This is a genomic window from Pseudomonas sp. AC169 (genome assembly GCF_979258515.1).
The window spans coordinates 5,714,109-5,734,600 of record NZ_OZ409866.1 but is presented as its reverse complement, the minus strand read 5'-3'; the positions used below and the strand labels follow the sequence as shown (position 1 = coordinate 5,734,600).

The following is a 20,492-nucleotide window of genomic DNA, read 5'->3' as shown; positions in this document are numbered from 1 at the left end:
ATGCAGCACATCATTCAAGTCGACAACACCCTCTGGGCATTGATCAGCCGCCTGCAAGGCAAGGAGCTGCAAACTCCTTCGCGTAAGGCTCGTTTCCGTATCACGACCGTTGAGGCAAATCGCGTTGTGATTGAGACGGGATCGAAAGATTCCCAGTTGGTGCTGACGCGAGCAGCTTTTCAGCAAACGTTGGACTACCTCGCCGATAACAATCATTTCGGTCAAACGCACGCTGTGGAAATCGGCTCCAACCATACGTACAAAGAAGCCGGCCCGCTCTGCCAGGCGGCTCGTTACACAGCAGAAGGCAAGGAGGGCCCTACCAGCATCACCTACATTCTGCCGATTCTGGAGCAATGCCAGGCCGTCGGCATCCGGTCAACCACCCCAAACAGCACTTGGCTGCTGCCCTGAACCGCACCTGATCTCTTCACAAGGACGCCAACATGTTCGCCAAAATGGACACTTTCCGCCCCAACGGTGCTGCCTCGTTCGATGAACCCTGCAAGGTTACGATCGACAGCGAATTTATTACCGTCGCCTATGACCATGGGGGTCAGAGTTGGAAATACCGAGGCCAGGCGAAAGGCCCGGGGCATTACGAACTGCAAGCCGAAGGCTTCGGCGGAAGAGCAACGCTGCACCGCTTCGAGGACTCGAATGTACTGGAAGGCACTTGGGTAGAAGATGGCGTACGCGGGATGTGGCGAATTGTCTGCCAAGCCGATTGATTCGCCAGTCGTGCCCACGTAAATAAGCTGAACTCGTGGTGGTTTGATGGGCCGCCACGGGGTCATCAGTTGACGTCGTCGCCCCCCCCCCGGGAGACCGCTAATTAACCAATTTCGCAGTGTCATTTACCCGGTAGTTCTTCTGTGCACTGGCTGTGTAAAAACGGCAAGCATTCCACCCGCCGACCTTACGTTATCGACGTTCGAGCTCGGCCCCGCCAATCTGTTCACGGCACACTTCAGCTCCACCGTGGATTTGCAGAACGCGTTCAATGATTACGAAAAATCCAATCAGCTCACACCGACTCTGATCTGCTCTCTCGATCGTGATATGGAGTTTTCGTCTGAGCATTCAATCGCGATAAAAGCCGAAGGACGGGTGACCGCGAGCAGTAAAGCCAAAACCAATTACAAGTTTTCCTCTGATCTGATTTTTTACTACACCAATACGAATGGCACGCAACGCGACCTGAATGATTACGACGCCATCAAACCGTTGCTGGCGTTGCAAGCTTCAATCCCCTGCAAAGTTCGCATAACTGCCTATGGGTATGAGGCCTATTACACGAATACGTTGCTGATCCCATCCAGGCTGATGGTGGAGGAGATTTCCAGGTAGCCGCCCTTTGCTGAACTTGGCGCAAGGATTTGCCGAGACTCTGGTCGGCGATTGATCTCACCGATAAACAAGCCCGGGAACCCTCCCCGGGCTTTTTCATTTCTGCGCCCCTTTTGCATTTTTGTGCGACACATCCCCTTTCAGGACTCCCGCAAGGCTCCGGCACGGTGTTAGTTTGTAAGTGTATGTATCTCAACCTTGAGACACGCCTCACTCACTGCCCTGCAAAGGAATGCCCTTCGTAATGAATGTCCCTTTCAAAAAACTGGCTGCCACCACGTTGATGCTGGCCGGTCTTGCCGCGTTTACTGCGCCCGCGCAAGCCAATATCACCCCGCAACAGAGCGCTGAAATTCTCAAGACCTACAGCGCCGACAAAGCCACTGATTTCCGCGAGTTCCTTGGCAATCTGGGCAAGAGCGATCTGGTAAAAACCGCCGACATCGGCCCGGCCATTGGCGCTTACCTCGATAACAAGACTTTGAACGCCGATCAGCAGAACGAAATCTATCGTCTGTTGGGTATCTACACGCGAGCGAAATACAGCGCTGCCGCCACCGAAACCCTGCGCGAACTGGTGGAGATCCCGACCTTTCGCAAGGATGGTGTCGAACAGCATGACAACCCGGAGTTCATCAAGATCGCGGCGAAGATCAAGAGTCTTGCCGAGTCCTTCAATCTGAAATTCCGCAACATCGACAATCGCGTCTACGAGATCTCCCTCGACGGCAGCGGCGATGAAGTGGTTGGCATTCATGCGCATGCCGACGTGGTGCCGGTGACGCCGGAAAACTGGGTGCTCAAGGATGGCACCCGCCTCGACCCGTTCAAGATCACTATGATCGGCGACCGCATGTATGGTCGAGGCACCGAGGATGACAAGAACGGCATCGTGGTCACGCTCTATGCCATGAAAGTCATCAAGGAAGAAAAGCTGCCGCTGGTGCGCAACTTCAAGCTGTTGGTCGACACCACCGAAGAAACCACGGGCGACGCGATCCCCTACTACTTCGAGCGCAATCCGACACCGAACTACAACCTGGCGCTGGACGGCGGTTACCCGGTGGTGATTGCCGAGAAAGGCTACGGCACCGTCATGGCCAACTTCGCCAAGCGCAAGGGTGAAGGCAAAGGTGCGGAAATCATCTCGATGACCGGTGGCCTGGCGACTAACCAGATTCCTTCGGCGTCGGTGGCCACAATCGTTAGCGACAAGCCTGCGGAACTGGCTGCCAGCTTGCAGAACACCGGTGACGAGTTTGCCAAACGCAATGGCGGCGACTTCCAGGTGAGCGCTAAAGTTGATGGCAAAGACGTCAAACTGACGGTGACCGGCGTATCCGCGCACTCCTCCGAGCCCGAATCCGGGGTCAATCCGGTGGCACGGATGCTCGACTTCATCAACAGCATTGATGGCAAAGTCGCGCTCAAGCACAACCACATCACCGATGCGGCACGCTACGCCGCTGACAACTGGGGTCTGGATTATCTCGGCAACAAACTCGGTGTCGGTTTCTCGGATTCCTTCATGGGACCGCTGACGACTTCACTGACCTATGTCGGCATGGACGAAAAAGCCTTCAAACTCGCGGTCAACCTGCGAGTACCGAAGGGCAAGTCGCCAGAAAAGCTCAAGGCTGAAATCGCTGAGAAACTGGCCGCGTGGAGCAAGAAAAGCCACGTAGCCGTTGCCTTCGACTATTCGATCGCCGAGCCGATGTACCGCAATCCTGAGGGCGAGTGGGTCAAGGCGCTGCTGGCTGTCTCGACGGAAAACCTCGGCATGAAACATGAGTTCGGTACCTCCGCTGGTGCCACCTCGGTGCATGAATTGCCCAACGGCGTGCAATTCGGTCTGGCCATGCCGAACGTGAAGTACACCGGTCACACCGATGGCGAGTTCAAGACTGTCGAGCAATTCCAGCTGGATCTGCAGATCGTCACGGAAATGATCGGTCGGATCGGCCAGTTGCCGAAACTCTGATCGTATTGTCGAACCTGCCGCAATGGCGGGTTCGACATTTTTAATCCCCGCGTAATCCCCGCCGCGCAGCCTCACCCCTGACTTTTGCACAGAGGGCAACGCAGAATTGCCTTCAGAGAGATTGATAGCCACCTAACGAAAGGTGCATGCTAGAGGGCTCGTTCGGGCCTTATATCATTCCGAATGATAGTTACCTTTGCTTCATTCGATTCGTGCCATCACACCCCGCCGAGCATCATCCGCCCATCTTCAATACATTGGCGGATGCATCCATGGAACAGTCACTCAAACATTTGCGCTTCCCGTTGGCCATGTTGGCCGTACTGGTGATGAGCGCCTGCGGCAAGACTCCGGAGACTGCCGCCACTATGCCCGCAGCGAAAGTCAGCGTGGCCAAGGTGCTGGAACAACCGGTCAACGAGTGGGACGAATTCACCGGGCGCCTCGAAGCGCCGGAAACCGTTGAAATCCGTCCACGGGTCTCCGGCCAGATTGACGGCGTCGCTTTCACTGAGGGCGCACTGGTCAAGAAAGGCGACCTGCTGTTCCAGATCGACCCGCGTCCGTTCCAGGCTGAGGTGCGCCGCCTCGAAGCACTGGTTGCCCAGTCCCGCGCCAACGCCACCCGCAGTGAAAACGAAGCCGGTCGTGGTGAACGTCTGCGCGCCAGCAACGCCATTTCCGCCGAACTGGCCGACTCGCGCACCAGCGCTGCACAAGAAGCCCGAGCCGCCGTCGGCGCACTGCAAGCGCAACTGGACCTAGCCAAGCTGAACCTCAGCTTCACACGCGTCACCGCGCCGATCAGTGGCCGCGTCAGCCGTGCCGAGATCACCGCCGGTAACCTGGTGACCGCCGACACCACCCCGCTGACCAGTGTGGTTTCCACCGACCGCGTCTACGCCTACTTTGACGCTGACGAGCGTGTGTTCCTCAAATACACCCAACTGGCCCGTAACGGTCAGCGCGGCGCGACCACCCCGGTGTACATGGGCCTGTCCAATGAAGACGGCAACCCGCACCTCGGTCAGATGAACTTCGTCGACAATCAGGTCAACCCGAAAACCGGCACCATCCGTGGTCGCGCGGTGTTCGACAACAGCGACGGCACCTACACCCCGGGCCTGTACGCACGCCTGAAGCTGGTCGGCAGCGGTACCTATAACGCCATGCTGATCAACGACGAAGCGGTCGGTACCGACCTCGGCAAGAAGTTCGTACTGGTGATGGATGCGGACAACAAAACCGCGTACCGCGCCGTCGAACTGGGTCCGAAAATCGAAGGCCTGCGCATCGTCCGTACCGGCCTGAACAAGGACGACACGATCATCGTCAAGGGTCTGCAACGGGTTCGTCCTGGTTCACCGGTCACGCCTGAAGTGATCCCGATGGCCAGCGAACAGACCATCGCGGCACTCGCTCAACAACGTCAAGCGCTGGAAGCCAGCAACCTGCCCAAAGTCGCCCCTGCCAAAGGCGCGTCGGGATCGGTTGTGAAGCTGGCTGCTACGACCCCACGCGGTTAAGGGACGACAACTCCGATGAATTTTTCCCAATTCTTCATTTCACGGCCGATCTTCGCAGCGGTGCTCTCGCTGTTGATCCTGATCGCCGGTGCGATCTCGCTGTTCCAGTTACCGATCAGCGAATACCCGGAAGTCGTGCCACCGACGGTGGTGGTGCGTGCCAACTTCCCGGGCGCCAACCCAAAAGTCATCGGTGAAACCGTGGCTGCTCCGCTGGAGCAAGCCATCACCGGCGTCGAGAACATGCTGTACATGTCCTCGCAGTCGACCGCCGACGGCAAGATTACCCTGACCATCACCTTCGCCCTGGGCACTGACCTGGACAACGCGCAGGTGCAGGTGCAGAACCGAGTGACCCGGACCGAGCCGAAACTTCCCGAGGAAGTGACGCGTATCGGTATCACCGTCGACAAGGCATCGCCCGACCTGACCATGGTTGTGCACTTGACCTCACCGGACAAGCGCTACGACATGCTCTACCTGTCCAACTACGCGATCCTCAACATCAAGGATGAGCTCGCTCGTCTGAACGGTGTTGGCGATGTGCAGTTGTTTGGTATGGGCGATTATTCGCTGCGGGTCTGGCTTGACCCGAACAAGACCGCTTCGCGCAATCTGACTGCAACCGACGTGGTCACCGCCATTCGTGAGCAGAACCGTCAGGTCGCTGCCGGCCAATTGGGTGCGCCCCCTGCTCCGAATGCCCAGAGCTTCCAGCTGTCGGTCAACACACAGGGCCGTCTGGTCAGCGAGGAAGAGTTCGAGAACATCATCATTCGCGCAGGCGACAATGGTGAGATCACTCGTCTCAAAGACATCGCTCGCGTTGAACTCGGCTCCAGTCAATACGCCCTGCGCTCGTTGCTGGACAACCAACCGGCGGTGGCGATCCCGATCTTCCAGCGCCCTGGCTCCAATGCCATCGATATCTCGAACGAAGTTCGCGGAAAGATGGACGAGCTGAAGAAAAACTTCCCGCAAGGCATGGATTACAGCATCGTCTATGACCCGACGATCTTTGTGCGCGGCTCGATCGAAGCGGTGGTTCACACCCTCTTCGAAGCTCTGATCCTCGTGGTGCTGGTGGTGATCCTGTTCCTGCAAACCTGGCGCGCCTCGATCATTCCGTTGGTGGCAGTGCCGGTGTCGTTGATCGGTACGTTTGCGGTGATGCACCTGTTCGGCTTCTCGCTGAACGCGCTGTCGCTATTCGGCCTGGTACTGGCCATCGGAATCGTGGTGGACGACGCCATCGTGGTGGTGGAGAACGTCGAGCGCAATATCGAGCTCGGATTGAATCCGGTCGAAGCCACCAAACGCGCCATGCGTGAAGTGACCGGCCCGATCGTGGCCACGGCGCTGGTGCTGTGTGCGGTGTTCATTCCGGCGGCGTTCATCTCCGGCCTCACCGGGCAGTTCTACAAACAGTTTGCACTGACCATCGCCATCTCGACCGTGATCTCAGCGTTCAACTCGCTGACCCTGTCGCCAGCGCTGGCCGCTGTATTGCTCAAGAGCCACGACGCGCCGAAAGACCGCTTCTCCAAGGTACTCGACAAGATCTTCGGTGGCTGGCTGTTCCGTCCGTTCAACCGCTTCTTCGATCGTGCCAGCCATGGTTATGTCGGCACCGTGCGCCGGGTTATCCGTAGCAGCGGCATCGCCCTGCTGTTGTATGCAGGCCTGATGGTGCTGACCTTCTTCGGTTTCTCCAGCACGCCGACCGGTTTCGTCCCCGGCCAGGACAAGCAGTACCTGGTAGCTTTCGCACAACTGCCGGACGCTTCGAGCCTGGATCGCACCGAAGAAGTCATCAAGCGCATGTCCGACATGGCGCTGAAACAGCCAGGCGTGGAAAGCGCCGTGGCGTTCCCGGGCCTGTCGATCAACGGCTTCACCAACAGCCCGAACGCCGGCATCGTCTTCGTGACGCTGAAACCGTTCGACGAGCGTAAAGACCCGAGCATGTCCGCCGGTGCCATCGCCGGGGCCTTGAACGGCCAGTACGCGAATATCCAAGAGGCGTACATGGCGATCTTCCCGCCACCGCCGGTACAAGGTTTGGGCACTATTGGTGGTTTCCGTCTGCAAATCGAAGACCGGGGCAACCTGGGCTACGACGAGCTGTACAAAGAAACCATGAACATCATCAACAAGAGCCACAGCGTGCCGGAACTGGCGGGCCTGTTCACCAGCTACACGGTGAACGTGCCACAGGTCGATGCCGCCATCGACCGTGAAAAAGCCAAGACCCACGGCGTGGCCGTCAGCGACATCTTCGACACCCTGCAGATCTATCTGGGCTCGCTGTATGCCAACGACTTCAACCGTTTCGGGCGCACCTATCAGGTCAACGTTCAGGCTGAACAACAGTTCCGTCTCGAATCCGACCAGATCGGCCAGCTGAAGGTACGCAACAACAAAGGCGAAATGATCCCGCTGGCGACCTTCATCAAGGTCAGCGACACCTCGGGCCCGGATCGCGTGATGCACTACAACGGCTTCATCACCGCAGAAATCAACGGCGCTGCCGCCCCGGGCTACAGCTCCGGCCAAGCCGAAAAAGCCATCGAGAAACTGCTGAAAGATGAACTGCCAAACGGCATGACCTACGAGTGGACCGACCTGACCTACCAGCAGATTCTGTCCGGCAACACCGCGCTGTTCGTGTTCCCGCTCTGCGTACTGCTGGCGTTCCTGGTGCTCGCCGCTCAATACGAAAGCTGGAGCCTGCCACTGGCGGTGATCCTGATCGTACCGATGACCCTGCTGTCGGCGATTACCGGTGTGATCATCTCGGGCGGTGACAACAACATCTTCACCCAGATCGGCTTGATCGTACTGGTGGGACTTGCCTGTAAGAACGCGATTCTGATCGTCGAGTTCGCCAAGGACAAACAGGAGGAAGGCCTCGACCCGCTCGCAGCGGTTCTGGAAGCCTGCCGTCTGCGTCTGCGGCCGATCCTGATGACCTCCTTCGCGTTCATCATGGGTGTGGTGCCACTGGTGTTCTCCAGCGGTGCCGGTGCCGAGATGCGTCACGCCATGGGTGTGGCGGTGTTCTCCGGGATGCTCGGGGTGACCTTTTTCGGTCTGTTGCTGACCCCAGTGTTTTACGTACTGATCCGTAACTTTGTCGAACGCGGCGAAGCCCGCAAAGCGGCCAAAGCTCTGAAACTGGAGGCGCAACAATGAGTCTGAAAGTCTTCCTGCCGAGTCTGCTGGTGCTGGCCCTCAGTGCCTGCGCCGTCGGCCCCGACTACAAGACCCCAGCCACGGAGGCGGCCAATATAACGGCCGTCACCGACGGCGCGGCCGGGCAAAAGAACTTCGACCGTTCGAAATTCGAAGGCATCTGGTGGCAGCAATTCGACGATCCGACCCTCAACCAGTTGGTGACCCAATCGCTGCAAGGCAACCGTGAACTGCGCGTGGCGTTCGCCCGCTGGAAAGCCGCCCGGGCGATCCGCGACGACGCCAGCAACGACGCGATGCCGACCATCACCAGCCGCGCCAGCAGTGATCTGGCCAAGGGCCAAATCCCCGGCCAGACCACCGACCGGGTCAATAGCGAACGCTATGACCTCGGTCTGGACATGGCCTGGGAACTCGACCTGTTCGGGCGCATCCAGCGCAATCTGGAAGCCAGCGACGCCGACCAGCAAGCGGCCGAAGCCGATCTGTACCAACTGCAAGTCACCATGATTGCCGAACTGGTGGACGCTTACAGTCAACTGCGAGGTGCGCAACTGCGCGAAAAGATCGCCGTGGCCAACCTGAACAATCAGGTGGAGTCGCGAAAGATCACCATCAGCCTGCGTGATGCCGGTGTGGGCGATCAGCTCGACGTCGAACGCGCCGATGCGCGTCTGGCCTCGGTCGAAGCCAGCGTGCCGCAATTGCAGGCAGAACAGGTTCGGCAGAAAAACCGTATCGCCACCCTCTTGGGCGAGCGTCCGGACAAGCTGACCGTCGATCTGAGTCCAAAAGACTTGCCAGCGATTGCCAAAGCTTTGCCGATCGGTGATCCGGGCGAGCTGCTGCAGCGTCGTCCGGACATTCTCAGCGCTGAGCGCAATCTGGCTTCGGCCACAGCGCGTATTGGCGTCGCGAAAGCTGATCTGTTCCCACGGGTCAGCCTCAGTGGATTCCTCGGCTGGACGGCCGGGCGCGGCTCGCAGATCGGTTCCTCGGCGGCCAACGCCTGGGCACTTGGCCCCAGCATCACCTGGGCGGCGTTCGACCTTGGCAGCGTGCGTGCCCGTTTGCGTGGAGCCGATGCTGATGCCGAAGGCGCCCTGGCGAACTACGAGCAGCAAGTACTGCTTGCGCTTGAAGAGTCGGAAAACGCCTTCAGTGATTACGGCAAGCGTCAGCAACGCCTGATCTCGCTGATCCGTCAGAGTGAATCAAGCCGCAAGGCTGCTGACCTGGCTGAGATCCGCTATCGCGAAGGCACCACTGACTTCCTCGTGCTGCTCGACGCTCAGCGTGAGCGTTTGAACGCCGAAGACAGTCAGGCTCAGGCCGAAGTGGACCTGTATCGCGGCATCGTCGCGATCTACAAGGCCCTTGGTGGCGGCTGGCAACCGGAAGCAGTAGCCAGCAAGTAATCGATTGTTAAAGAGCTCCTTTGGTTGGCCGCAACCAACCAATTTTTTTGCCCCGCGTATCATTCGGTCGCGGGGCTTTTTTTTGACTTTTGATCAATGAAATCTTGTGGGAGCGAGCCTGCTCGCGAATGCGCTGTGTCAGGCGACACCATCGGGGCTGATCCAATGCTTTCGCGAGCAGGCTCGCTCTCACAGAGTTAACGGTGTTCTTCAGATTGGGGGTTTTCCAGTACGGTGACGGTCGCTGTGGTGCCCGCACGCAGGCGGTTTTTGCCGGAGTAGTCGCCATCGATTTCGATTCGCACCGGCACCCGCTGCGCCAGTTTCACCCAGGTGTAACTCGGGTTGATATTGGCCAGCAGCCGACTGCCCGGTGCGTTTTCGCGGTCGGCAATGGCGAAGGCGATGCTCTGCACCGTGCCGCCGAAGGTCTCACCGCTCATCAATTGCACTCGTACCCGATCGCCCTCGCCGATTCGCGGTAGTTTGGTTTCTTCGAAATAACCACTGATATAGAACGAGTCACCGTCGACCAGCGCCAACAAAGCGCCGCCGCTCACTGCGTAGTCACCCTCACGGGTCAAGAGGTTGGTCACGTAACCGCTGACTGGCGACTCGACACGGGTGCGCTGCAGGTCCAGTTCGGCCTGGGTCAATGCGGCAATCGCCAACTGCACGTTGGCCTCAGCCAAGCCGAGATTGGCCTGATTGCGTAACAGGTCCGCCTGGGCCACCGCCACATCGGTGCTGGATTTCTCCCACTCTTCCCCGGAAATCGCAAACCCCTGTTTGAGCGTCCGTCGCCGTCGCTCTTCACTTTGCCGCTGTTTGAGCAAGGCTTCACTGGCAACGATCGCCGCCTGCGACTGGCCCAGCGTTGCCTTCGCCACTTCCACCTCGCGGCGCGAGTGCTCAACCGCCAGGCGGTAGCGCGCCGGGTCGATCTCCATCAGCAACTGGCCCTTGTCGACATGCTGGTTGTCCTGCACCGCCAGACTGACTATCCGCCCGGAGACATCCGCCGACAACGTCACCACATCTGCTCTGACCCGTGCATCGCGAGTCCACGGCGCACGGGTGTAATGTTCCCAGGCAAACCAGCCGAGCACGATCGCCAGCAGCACCACCGCCAAGGTGATCAATCGCGTGAATAACACTTTCAAGGCATCAGGCTCCCATCAGCAAAATCAGCGTGGCACAGACGCAGGCATACAAAGCGCCTTCGAACAGCGCTTCATGCCAGACCAGACGCAGTACGCCAAGACGCCGCAGCCCCCAATCCAGAACCATGAATATCGGTATGGCCAACAACAACGCCTGGGCAATGGGCGGCAGGTAGACGCCGCCGATCTCGAAATCAATGGGCAAGGGCCGCTTCTCCTTCCGGGACAGAGTGCTGGATAGCGTCACCGTGGCGCTGCAAAAATGACACCACGATCAACAGGGCGACACGCATTCGAAACAGCGACCACACATGCTCATGGCTGGCGACGTGCAGTTCATCCAGTTCGTCGCCCAATATGTGCAGGGTGGCCAACAACGGCGCCAGTTGCACATCCTGACGCCCGGCAACAAAGCGCCCGGTCTTGTGCACGGCCGAAACCAGACGCTGAGTGAAGGCGTCCGTCAGCAGCGCATTGTTGTGCGCCTGCTGCCGCAACTGGTGCATCGCCACACCCAGTGCGACGCACGCCAGGCTGATTTCATACAGTTGCTGCATGGCACGGCTGTTCAGCGCCGGCAGCAGGCCGAGCATGCTGGTCAGGCGGTCGACCATACGACTTTCAAAGGCAAATTGCTGTTCATCGGTGGCCGGCAACTTGCTCAAGGCATACACCTGTTCGCGCGCTTCGTTGTACAAACGACGAATTCGCAGAGCCGGGCGGAACGGAAAAATCCATGCGTATACGATCAACGCCAGCATCGCCGCGCTGACATAGGCGCCGGCGAACTCGAACCATTGAATGGCAGTGTTCTGCCCGGTACCGACATTCTGCGGGCCGATCATCAGGAAACTCGACAAGCCCAGCCCCATGCCGATACCCGCTGTCGCAGGGCTCGCCAGTCCCACGGCGATGACATACAACAACGGCGCGATCATCAGCGCCAACGGTTCGAAGTCACTGATCGACGGCACCAGCATGAACTGATACAGCGCCGACACCAGCAACGCCAATCCCAACCCCCGTGCGTAGCTCTGCGCGGCTATCAAGGGTCGCGGAAACGTCGCCATCAGCGAACAGAGGATACCCACCAGAATCATTCCGCCCCGCGCGCCGTCCCACGCCGTTTCGATCCAGATCAACCCGGCCACCAGCAACGCGGTGAAGGCGCGGATGGCGTTCATCGACGCTAGAGTGAAATCCAGGTGCAGCGGGCTGGCCTGACCGCGATAAAGGCAACTGGCTTCGCGGCCATCCTGGATGGCGTCGCTCAGCTCCAGTATCTGCTCCAACTGGTGCAACAGCCGCGCCTGTTCCCAGCGCAACGCCCACGCCAGCGAACGCAGGGTGGCGCTCATGTCTTCGGTGAGCTGTTCGGCCTGGTAAGCCAACGCTTCGAACTGTTGCTGGAGCGTAATGAACTGATGTCGCGCCTCGGCAGGTAGCGACCGACCTTGTTGTGCCAACTGATCGAGCAAGGCCAACTCCTCGGCACGCAGTTGCTGGATGTTCTGTGGCAGATCGCCTTCCCAGCGCGCGGTGAGCAACTCGCGCTGATGACGCAAAGCGGTCAACCGCGAGGTCAGCAACATCAATTGATTACCCAGCAACAGCACCAGGTTGTTGGCACTGCGCAGACGTGGCGCATCAAAATACAGATGCCTACGCAGGCCCTCCAAGGCACCGATCTCCCCGAGCAGTTGCATTTGCCTACGCTGAAAATCCGCTTCGCTTTCTTCCGTGCGCAGCACCGCAGCGGCATGGCTGGCAGCCAGTTTGATCACTTGATCGACCTTGGCGAAGTACCCTTTGGCCACCGCTTCCGGCCGCGCCGTGAGCAGACTCACCACGCAGACACACGCCACCGCCAGCAAGGTTTCGGTAACGCGGGTAACGGCCAATAAAAAGGTCCCGTCCTGATCCGGAATTGCCAGTAGCGCCACCACCACGGCGGTGTAACCACTGAGTACGAACGCTTGTGAACTGGTGTAGCGCAGCAACGTACCGCCTGCTGTACACAGCGCGAGCCAAAAGGCCAGGGTGGTAATGAATGGCAGCGGTGCCTGGGGAAAGATCGCCATGATCAACACCGCCACCATCGCCCCGAGAGACGTGCCGATGACTTGGCCGAAACTGCGCGCCAGCGCCATCCCGGCCAACGGCTGGCTGACAATGACCACCGCCATGATCGACCACTTGGGCTGATCGAGATCGAACAGAAACGCCAGATACAGCGTCAGCAACCCCGCTGCAATGGTCCGCAGGGCAAACAGCAGGACGGCCTGGCCGGGGTGGATCACGGCTTTGAAGTAATTGAACAGGGCTTGCATGGGCACACTCATCGAAGCGACTTCTGCAAGCGTAGACACTGCATCGAAAGCCTGACGGGTAACTGAGTCGACGCAGTTTGTAGGGCGATTCGCATGCGAGGGTTTGACTCATGGCCGAAGCTGACCGAAGCTTGCCGCTCTGATCAAGAACGCCTGTTTCGGAAACCTGCATGCCTCAGTCTCGCCGCTACCTGCTTATCAGCCTGGGCCTTGTGCTTGTCGTCGTCGTGGCCTGGTTGTCGGTGCGCAGCACCGTCCCGGTGATCCCCGATGCGATCAAGCACGGCTATAGCGAAGCGCTCGATGCCGCGCGCAAGGGACAACCGGGCGCGGCGCGTCAGTTGTATCAGCAACTGGGCCGGCCGGACATCTCGGTCAAGCGCCGCGTCTGGCTGCACGGTGAGCTGCCCAACTACCCAAGCCCGCAAGCGTTGAAACTGGCCGACAGCGACCTGCAAAACGAAGCCCCCGCCGTACGCTTGGCGGCGATCAAAAGCGTGGTTGGACTGGTGCCGGGCGGGCAACGCAGTCTGTTGCTCGGGCCTATGCTCGAGGATGAAGATCAAACTGTGCGCTTTGCCGCGGTCAATGCCCTGCTCGGCTTGACGCCGGATGAACTGGGCCTGTATTTCGCGCCGCTGCAACAGGCGATCGACGCTTGGGAACAAACGCTCAAGGCACAACCGGAAAGCGCCGCCAACTACGCGCAATTGGCCCGACTGCATATTCACAACGCCGAGTTCAAAGAAGCACAGGTCGCACTCGACAATACCCTGCGCCTGGAGCCCGGCAATCTGCCGGCGCTGGTGATGCAGATCGATGTCCTCGACCGCCAGGGCCAAACCGATGCCGCCCGGCAACTGTTGGGCCGGCAACTCAAGGCACAACCTGACTCTGCCTATCTGCAACATGCTCTGGGGCTTTGGCTGTTGCACCACGATCAGCGCGAATACGCCCTGCTCGGCTTGTCCAAAGCGGTCGAGCTTGAGCCGGACAACAAGGATTACCGCTACGACCTCGCTACCACCCTGCACAGCGCCGAAGAACTGGAGGCGGCGCAAAACCAGTTGCAGGAAATCGTTCAGCGCCATCCCGCAGACCGCAAGGCGCGGGTTTTGCTGATCAACTACTGGAAAGAAAGCGGACAATTGCAGAACGTGCAGATTCTGTTGGCGCAGCTGGAACAGCTCAACCCGGATGACCCGGCCTTGCAGCAGGGTCTCTGAGCCACTTTTGACAGCTCGATCGACACATTTGGCAAGGAATTTCGGAACTGCCATCACGGCGCAAGGTCAAGTTATTCAGGCCGCTCGATTAGTTGGCGGCCTCGCTTCCCTTAGTCATGAGAGGGCATTTTTTGTCTACTTCTAACGAGTTGATCAGTGCGAAAGCCGCTACCGGCATTGTGGGTCTGGATGACATCCTGGCCGGTGGCTTGTCTCGCGGTCATGTTTTCTTGCTGGAGGGTGAACCCGGTACCGGCAAAACCACGGTCGCTTTGCATTTTCTCCTCGCTGGCGCGAAAGCCGGCGAACGCTCGTTGTACATCACGCTCTCGGAAACCGAGCGCGAATTGAGGCAAGGGGCGTTGTCCCACGGCTGGACGCTGGATGACAACATCAAGATCTTCGAGCTGACGCCGCCGGAAAGCCTGCTCAATGCGGAACACCAGCAGAGCCTGCTGTACTCTTCCGATCTGGAACTGGGCGAAGCCACCAAGCAGATTTTCGAAGCGGTGGAACGCTTCAAGCCCACGCGTGTGGTGCTCGACAGCCTGTCGGAAATTCGTTTGCTGGCGCAGAGCTCCTTGCGTTATCGCCGGCAGATTCTGGCCATCAAGCATTACTTCGTGCGCTACAACGCCACCGTGCTGCTGCTTGACGACCTGACCACCGAGTCCCTCGACAAAACCGTGCACAGTGTGGCTCACGGGGTGATCCGCCTCGAAGAACTGACGCCCAATTACGGTGCCGAGCGCCGACGCGTGCGGGTGGTCAAGTACCGTGGCCAGAAGTATCGCGGCGGTTTCCACGACTTCACCATCATGGGTGATGGCGTGCATGTGTTCCCACGCCTGGTGGCGGCTGAACACCGCGGCGAATACGCGCGCCTACAGTTGACCAGCGGCATTCCGGAAATGGACGCGCTGCTCGGCGGCGGTATCGAGACCGGTTCAAGTACGCTGATTCTCGGTCCTGCCGGTACCGGTAAATCGCTGATCTCGATGATCTTCGCCGCCGCTGCCGTGGGACGCGGCGAAAAGGCAGCGCTGTTTATCTTCGACGAAGAGCTCGGACTGCTGTTCGAACGCATGAAGAACATCGGCATCGACCTCAAGGCATTGCAGGCCACCGGCAATCTGCTGATCGAACAGGTCGACGCCGCCGAGCTGTCGCCGGGCGAGTTCTCCCATCGCGTGCGGCGCTGCGTCGATGAAGGTCAAATCAAAACCGTGGTCATCGACAGCATCAACGGCTATCAGGCCGCCATGCCGGAAGAAAACGCGCTGGTGCTGCACATGCACGAGTTGTTGCTATACCTGAACCGCAAAGGCGCGGCGACGTTCATGACAGTTGCCCAGCATGGTCTGGTCGGCGACATGCAAGCGCCGGTCGACATTACTTATCTGGCTGACACGGTGATTCTGTTGCGCTACTTCGAAGCACTGGGCAAAGTCCGCCGCGCGATCTCGATCATCAAGAAACGCACCGGCAGCCACGAATCGACCATTCGTGAATACCGCATTTCCACGCAAGGCATGACCATCGGCGAACCGCTGGAAGCTTTCCAGGGCGTACTGCGTGGCGTCCCCACCTACCTCGGCGCGAGCAACCCATTGCTGCAGGAAGAAACCTTGTGACGGTCCAGGTGCCGCTGGCCGAACGGGCGCTGATTCTGGCGCCCGTGGGTCGCGACAGCCAGATTGCGCTGATGATCCTCAACGAGGCCGGTTACGAAGGAATGGTCACCCCCGGTCTGGGGTCGTTGTGTACGGAACTCGAGCTGGGTGCCGGTCTGGTGCTGGTCGCCGCCGAAGCGTTGCGCGGACCGGAAGTGGAAGCGCTGTTTCTGCATCTGGAACAGCAACCCGCCTGGTCGGATCTGCCGATTGTGCTGCTGACCCACCACGGCGGTCAGGAACAAGGCCCCTCCTCGCGCCTGAGCGATCTGCTCGGCAACGTGACCTTCCTTGAACGCCCGTTTCATCCGGCGACACTGGTCAGTATGGTCTCGGCCGCGTTGCGCGGTCGACGACGACAATACGAGGCACGCGATCGGCTGATCGACCTGAGCGAAAGCGAACGGCGCCTGCAATCGACCCTGGAAACCCTTGAGCAACAGGTCGAGGAGCGCACCGCGCAACTGCGGCACAACGAAGAAGCCCTGCGTCAGTCACAGAAAATGGAAGCGGTCGGCCAACTCACCGGCGGTATCGCCCACGACTTCAACAACATGCTGACCGGCATCATCGGCAGCCTCGAGTTGCTGCGTCGGCGCCTGGCCCGTGGGCGTCTGGACGACCTCGACAGTCTGATCGATCTGGGTGTGACGTCGGCCAACCGCGCTGCGAGCCTGACCCACCGTTTGCTGGCGTTTTCCCGGCGGCAGTCGCTCGACTCCAAAGCCGTGCAGATGAACACGCTGGTGCTGTCCATGGGTGAACTGCTGCAACGCAGCCTCAACGAAAGCATTCAATTGGACATGCGCCTCAACGACAAACTCTGGGTCGCGGAGGCCGATCCCAATCAACTGGAAAGCGCCCTGCTCAACCTGGTGATCAATGCCCGCGATGCCATGCCCGACGGCGGCAAACTGGTGGTCGAGACCAGCAATCAGGTGCTCAAACGCGAATTCACCGAGGCCTACAGCAACCTCGAACCCGGTGATTACGTGATGCTCAGCGTCACCGACAATGGCAGCGGCATGCCGCAGAGTGTCATCAATCGTGCGTTCGACCCTTTCTTCACCACCAAACCGATCGGCCAGGGCACGGGGCTGGGCCTGTCGATGATCTACGGTTTCAGCAAACAGTCCCGTGGTCATGTGTCGATTGACAGTGAAATCGATGAGGGCACCACGGTCAGGCTCTACCTTCCACGTTTTCGCGGTGAAGAACTGGAAAGTCCCGACACAGACATTCAACAGGCTCCGGATGCGCTGGACGGCGAAACCGTACTGATCGTCGAAGATGACCCGGCCGTGCGCGTGCTGGTTTGCGCGGTGCTCGGTGAGTTGGGTTATGCCTTTGTCGAAGCGTGGGATGCCGACAGCGCCGTGCCGATTCTGAACTCGACGCAGCGCATCGATCTGCTGATCAGTGATGTCGGCCTGCCGGGCATGAACGGCCGGCAACTGGCGGAGGTTGGCCGACAGTATCGGCCAGGTCTGAAGGTTTTGTTTATCACCGGATACGCCGAGCACGCAGCAGTGCGCGGCGGGTTCCTCGATTCGGGGATGCAGATGATCACCAAACCATTCACGTTCGATCTGCTGACCGCCAAGGTCAGGGAGATGATCCGGCAGTGATGCGCCGTCAAGGATTCATCGGGTGCATTTCCATGCCGTTCCTGCGCAGGCTGCGCGTCGCTCGTTTTTCTTGCGCAGCTTGCAAATTATCTCCCGTGCTCGCTTTAGAGGTTGTTTCGTTGGGGATGGCGTTCACTTCATCCAGACGCGCACCTGACAGCACTATCTCCCCCACAACTGCATCGGCCTCATTGGCGACCTGAAGATTGTCCAGGCCTGCTCGCAGCGTTGAATCGCCGGTACTTTCACCCAATGAGAGCGTCACCAAGCTATTGATACCCGTGTTGCCGAGGCCATAAACCGAGGACATCGCCGTGTCATGCAAAAATGTCTTTGCGGCTTTTTGTGTCCCCGATAGGGTTGGAAAACTCACCGGATCGCCGTGCCTGCTTTCCTTGTAACTGGCCGGGACAAATTCCGAAGCACGGATATTGTCACCGACGAAGCTTTTCAAAGCGCCATTGACGGCGGACCTCAAGATCGGGTTCACGCTCTTCGATACCGGCCCCAGCCACATACCCTCAACGAAATTGACGCCCAGGCTGGCGACCATATTGATAGCTTGTGATCCCAAGGTGGCGCTGGCGTCATAAGCAATCGAAGGCCCGAAACGAGAGACAACCCTGCCAGCGGTCACCCCACCCAGATCCTTTGCAACGTCACTCAACACACCGATCGGATCAGCATTGACAAAACCGCCTGTAAAACCAGTGGCAAAACCCAACGCCCCCATCGCTCCCACGGCCAGATGTTTCCCCATGCCACCGGTTCCACGCTCGTCAAGAACATGCGCGGCGCTGGCTGCTGATGCATAAGCTAACGAAGCGCCAGTCATGATCGCCAAGGGATAACGAGCCAACTGACCCAAAGCGGCATTAAGGCCCATTTTTGCCAAGTGTTTGGCCCGGTTCCCGGCGATACCCTTGATCGCCCCGCGGATCACCCCGGCTGCTACAGCTTTGCCGCGCTCACCCTTGGTAACCCGGGTCTTGCTCAACCCTTGCAAGTCGACGAAACCGATCGGGTTTCCGCCCACCATACGATACAAATTCAGCCCGTCGTGAACACCACCCGGGTCGGCACTCAGCCATCGTTGACGCCACGGCAGGTAATAGCGAAACCCGTAGTAATACAAGCCTGTCGCATCCCGCTCCTGGCCCGAATAGCGCACCGTCCGGTAACTGGCTTCTACCTTGTCACGCCCGGCCCACCAGGCTGTGCCGCCATACGGGTAGTAACTTTCCTGACTGATGAGTTGCGCATTGGCATCAAGTTCCAGAGTGCTGGAGTTCAGGTGATCGTTAAGGATGTAGCGTTGTTGATCTTTATCGATCCGCGCCGACCTGCCTTGCTCCCAATGTAAAACCTGCACGGTGCAGCGACCGGCCTGAGCGCTGATGACATGCAGGATTTGCTCGGGGGTTTTACGGATTTCCAGCCCGGGCATATATCGGGTTTCATGCAGGCGGATCAGATTGACGCTGTCGGTTGTGCGGATTTTGCATACCCGTTGGCCTTCACCGTTATAGATATAGCACTCGCCATCGTTGGCCGAGTCGGCACGGACGACCTGATCGACCTGAAGCAGTTGGTTGCGACTGCCCCAGCGTAAATTCTGACCCTTTTGCAACACATTGAGGTTTCCATTGGCGTCGTACCCGGCGGCTATCTCTTGTTCTCCCGGCCGGTCACCGTTGGCGGTATACGGCAAACTGCGATTGCTGAATGCGGCCACAGCAGTACACTCGGTGCGCTGACCACTTCCTGCATGGTGGTGCATTGTCAGCAGATTTCCACTTTCGTCGTAATGGTACGTTTGCAGATAGTTTTCCAACTGATTGGGATCTGGCGGAGAGACGAATTCGGGCAATTGCGGGCCTGCTGGCGCATTGATCCGCTGCCAGCCACTGGCTTCAATCAGTTGATAAAGGGAGTCGTAACGGTAGGTATTGACCGCAACGATGCGCTCATTTCGAAAGTATCGGATCGGCTGTGCCCTGTCTGTGACACTGATCAGATTACCCACCGCATCATAGTTGTACGTCAGACTTTGTAGCAGGGGCCGGCCTGCGACCTGGGCGATCAACGTGCTCAGGAGCCCGCTTTCTGCCTGGAACGTGCTGCGCGTGATGACCCCGTTCCCCGCTGTTTGCTGCTCTACCTGGCCGGCGGCGTTGTAGTGAACGTCACCGACCAGTCTGCTGTATTGATCAGCACCCGCCAGCTTCAAAAGGCTTTCGGAAAGCGCACCGGCCAAGGACTGACGCGAACATTGTTCATTGCCCAAGGCATCCAGAACATAGACCGGCTCGCCGACGGCGTTATAGCCCGTGCGGGTGACTGCGGCCTCAGGCTCCAGCAAGATCTCGCGCAGGGCCTGACTCTGCGGCCAGTCCGGCAGATCCAGTGTGTCGAGAAACTGCCGAGCCTGCTTCAGGGGCAATCCGAGGAGGCTGAACTCGTCGAAATTTTCAGTGCCTGCGGTGTCGTCATGACGAATCAACTGTCCGCAGCGGTTGTGCGATGCCGACTCGGCGCTGCTATCCGCATAGGAAAAGCATTCGCTGCGGCGCACCGCCCCCTGCGCCTCATCCTCGAAAACCGATGCTGGCCGCAACAGTTGGTCATAGTCGATGCGATGGTGATTGAGCTTCTGATCCCAGGTATCAATTGGCAGACCGGAGGCCCCGGACAAACTCAACCGCCAGCCCGCGTCACTATTGACGGACAACAGCGACGCACCGGACAGGCTCGTGACGCTGGTTTCGTTGGCCGGTGTCGATGGATCGTTTCGAAACAGCGCAAACAGTCGGGGATCGCGACTGTGCCTGGCCCGATGCTTGAAGTCGTCGACGGTTTGGCTAACGTACGCCTGCGAATCATCCTCGGCAGAACGTCTGCAATAGGCAACCGTGCGCGCCACTGCGCCGCGAGCGTCATACACAGTGATTTGGGGCGTGTTCCGGTGCATGAATCGACCTCAATCGCGAATGAGGTCT

14 protein-coding genes are annotated in these 20,492 nt (G+C 59.0%); 10 read left to right on the top strand and 4 right to left on the bottom strand.

What is annotated here, in order from left to right:
• From ACZZ0G_RS25610 to ACZZ0G_RS25580, 7 genes are all read left to right on the top strand, one after another.
• Nucleotides 1–414: a hypothetical protein gene (locus tag ACZZ0G_RS25610; RefSeq protein WP_463558023.1), complete on the top strand. Its 414-nt coding sequence runs from the start codon at nt 1–3 to the stop codon at nt 412–414.
• Between the two features lie 32 nt (nt 415–446).
• On the top strand, nt 447–731 hold the full coding sequence (locus tag ACZZ0G_RS25605; protein WP_463558022.1) for a hypothetical protein: 285 nt from the start codon (nt 447–449) through the stop codon (nt 729–731).
• A gap of 250 nt (nt 732–981) precedes the next feature.
• Nucleotides 982–1,350 carry a hypothetical protein gene (locus ACZZ0G_RS25600; RefSeq protein ID WP_463558021.1) on the top strand — a complete coding sequence of 123 codons (369 nt, stop codon included), beginning with the start codon at nt 982–984 and terminating at the stop codon, nt 1,348–1,350.
• 244 nt (nt 1,351–1,594) lie between these two features.
• On the top strand, nt 1,595–3,334 hold the full coding sequence (locus tag ACZZ0G_RS25595) for a dipeptidase (protein WP_463558020.1): 1,740 nt from the start codon (nt 1,595–1,597) through the stop codon (nt 3,332–3,334).
• A gap of 272 nt (nt 3,335–3,606) precedes the next feature.
• Nucleotides 3,607–4,860, top strand: a complete 1,254-nt coding sequence (gene mexE, locus ACZZ0G_RS25590; RefSeq protein ID WP_463558019.1) for a multidrug efflux RND transporter periplasmic adaptor subunit MexE — start codon at nt 3,607–3,609, stop codon at nt 4,858–4,860.
• 15 nt (nt 4,861–4,875) lie between these two features.
• Nucleotides 4,876–8,055, top strand: a complete 3,180-nt coding sequence (locus ACZZ0G_RS25585) for an efflux RND transporter permease subunit (RefSeq protein WP_038367649.1) — start codon at nt 4,876–4,878, stop codon at nt 8,053–8,055.
• Nucleotides 8,052–9,473: an efflux transporter outer membrane subunit gene (locus ACZZ0G_RS25580; protein WP_463558018.1), complete on the top strand. Its 1,422-nt coding sequence runs from the start codon at nt 8,052–8,054 to the stop codon at nt 9,471–9,473. Before ACZZ0G_RS25585 ends, ACZZ0G_RS25580 begins: the two co-directional genes overlap by 4 nt.
• A gap of 197 nt (nt 9,474–9,670) precedes the next feature.
• Here the strand turns inward: ACZZ0G_RS25580 and ACZZ0G_RS25575 are convergent, their stop codons facing one another.
• Genes ACZZ0G_RS25575 through ACZZ0G_RS25565 form a run of 3 tightly spaced genes read right to left on the bottom strand, consistent with a single transcriptional unit; the run spans nt 9,671 to nt 12,966 of the window.
• Nucleotides 9,671–10,636, bottom strand: coding sequence for an HlyD family efflux transporter periplasmic adaptor subunit (locus ACZZ0G_RS25575; protein WP_463558017.1), 966 nt, complete (start codon nt 10,634–10,636; stop codon nt 9,671–9,673).
• Nucleotides 10,637–10,640: 4 nt separating this feature from the next.
• Nucleotides 10,641–10,841, bottom strand: coding sequence for a DUF1656 domain-containing protein (locus tag ACZZ0G_RS25570; protein WP_016987298.1), 201 nt, complete (start codon nt 10,839–10,841; stop codon nt 10,641–10,643).
• A complete protein-coding gene (locus ACZZ0G_RS25565; RefSeq protein WP_463558016.1) occupies nt 10,831–12,966 on the bottom strand; it encodes an FUSC family protein in 2,136 nt (711 codons plus the stop codon). Before ACZZ0G_RS25565 ends, ACZZ0G_RS25570 begins: the two co-directional genes overlap by 11 nt.
• 170 nt (nt 12,967–13,136) lie before the next feature.
• Between ACZZ0G_RS25565 and ACZZ0G_RS25560 the strand changes: the two genes are divergently transcribed.
• The 3 genes from ACZZ0G_RS25560 to ACZZ0G_RS25550 all read left to right on the top strand — a co-directional run bounded on the left by ACZZ0G_RS25560 (nt 13,137) and on the right by ACZZ0G_RS25550 (nt 17,493).
• Nucleotides 13,137–14,192 carry a tetratricopeptide repeat protein gene (locus tag ACZZ0G_RS25560; RefSeq protein ID WP_463558015.1) on the top strand — a complete coding sequence of 352 codons (1,056 nt, stop codon included), beginning with the start codon at nt 13,137–13,139 and terminating at the stop codon, nt 14,190–14,192.
• A 131-nt stretch (nt 14,193–14,323) separates the two neighbouring features.
• Nucleotides 14,324–15,826, top strand: coding sequence for an ATPase domain-containing protein (locus tag ACZZ0G_RS25555; RefSeq protein ID WP_463558014.1), 1,503 nt, complete (start codon nt 14,324–14,326; stop codon nt 15,824–15,826).
• Nucleotides 15,823–17,493, top strand: coding sequence for an ATP-binding protein (locus ACZZ0G_RS25550; protein ID WP_463558013.1), 1,671 nt, complete (start codon nt 15,823–15,825; stop codon nt 17,491–17,493). Before ACZZ0G_RS25555 ends, ACZZ0G_RS25550 begins: the two co-directional genes overlap by 4 nt.
• Before the next feature lie 7 nt (nt 17,494–17,500).
• Here the strand turns inward: ACZZ0G_RS25550 and ACZZ0G_RS25545 are convergent, their stop codons facing one another.
• Nucleotides 17,501–20,464, bottom strand: a complete 2,964-nt coding sequence (locus ACZZ0G_RS25545) for an RHS repeat-associated core domain-containing protein (RefSeq protein ID WP_463558012.1) — start codon at nt 20,462–20,464, stop codon at nt 17,501–17,503.
• Between the last annotated feature and the right edge of the window lie 28 nt (nt 20,465–20,492).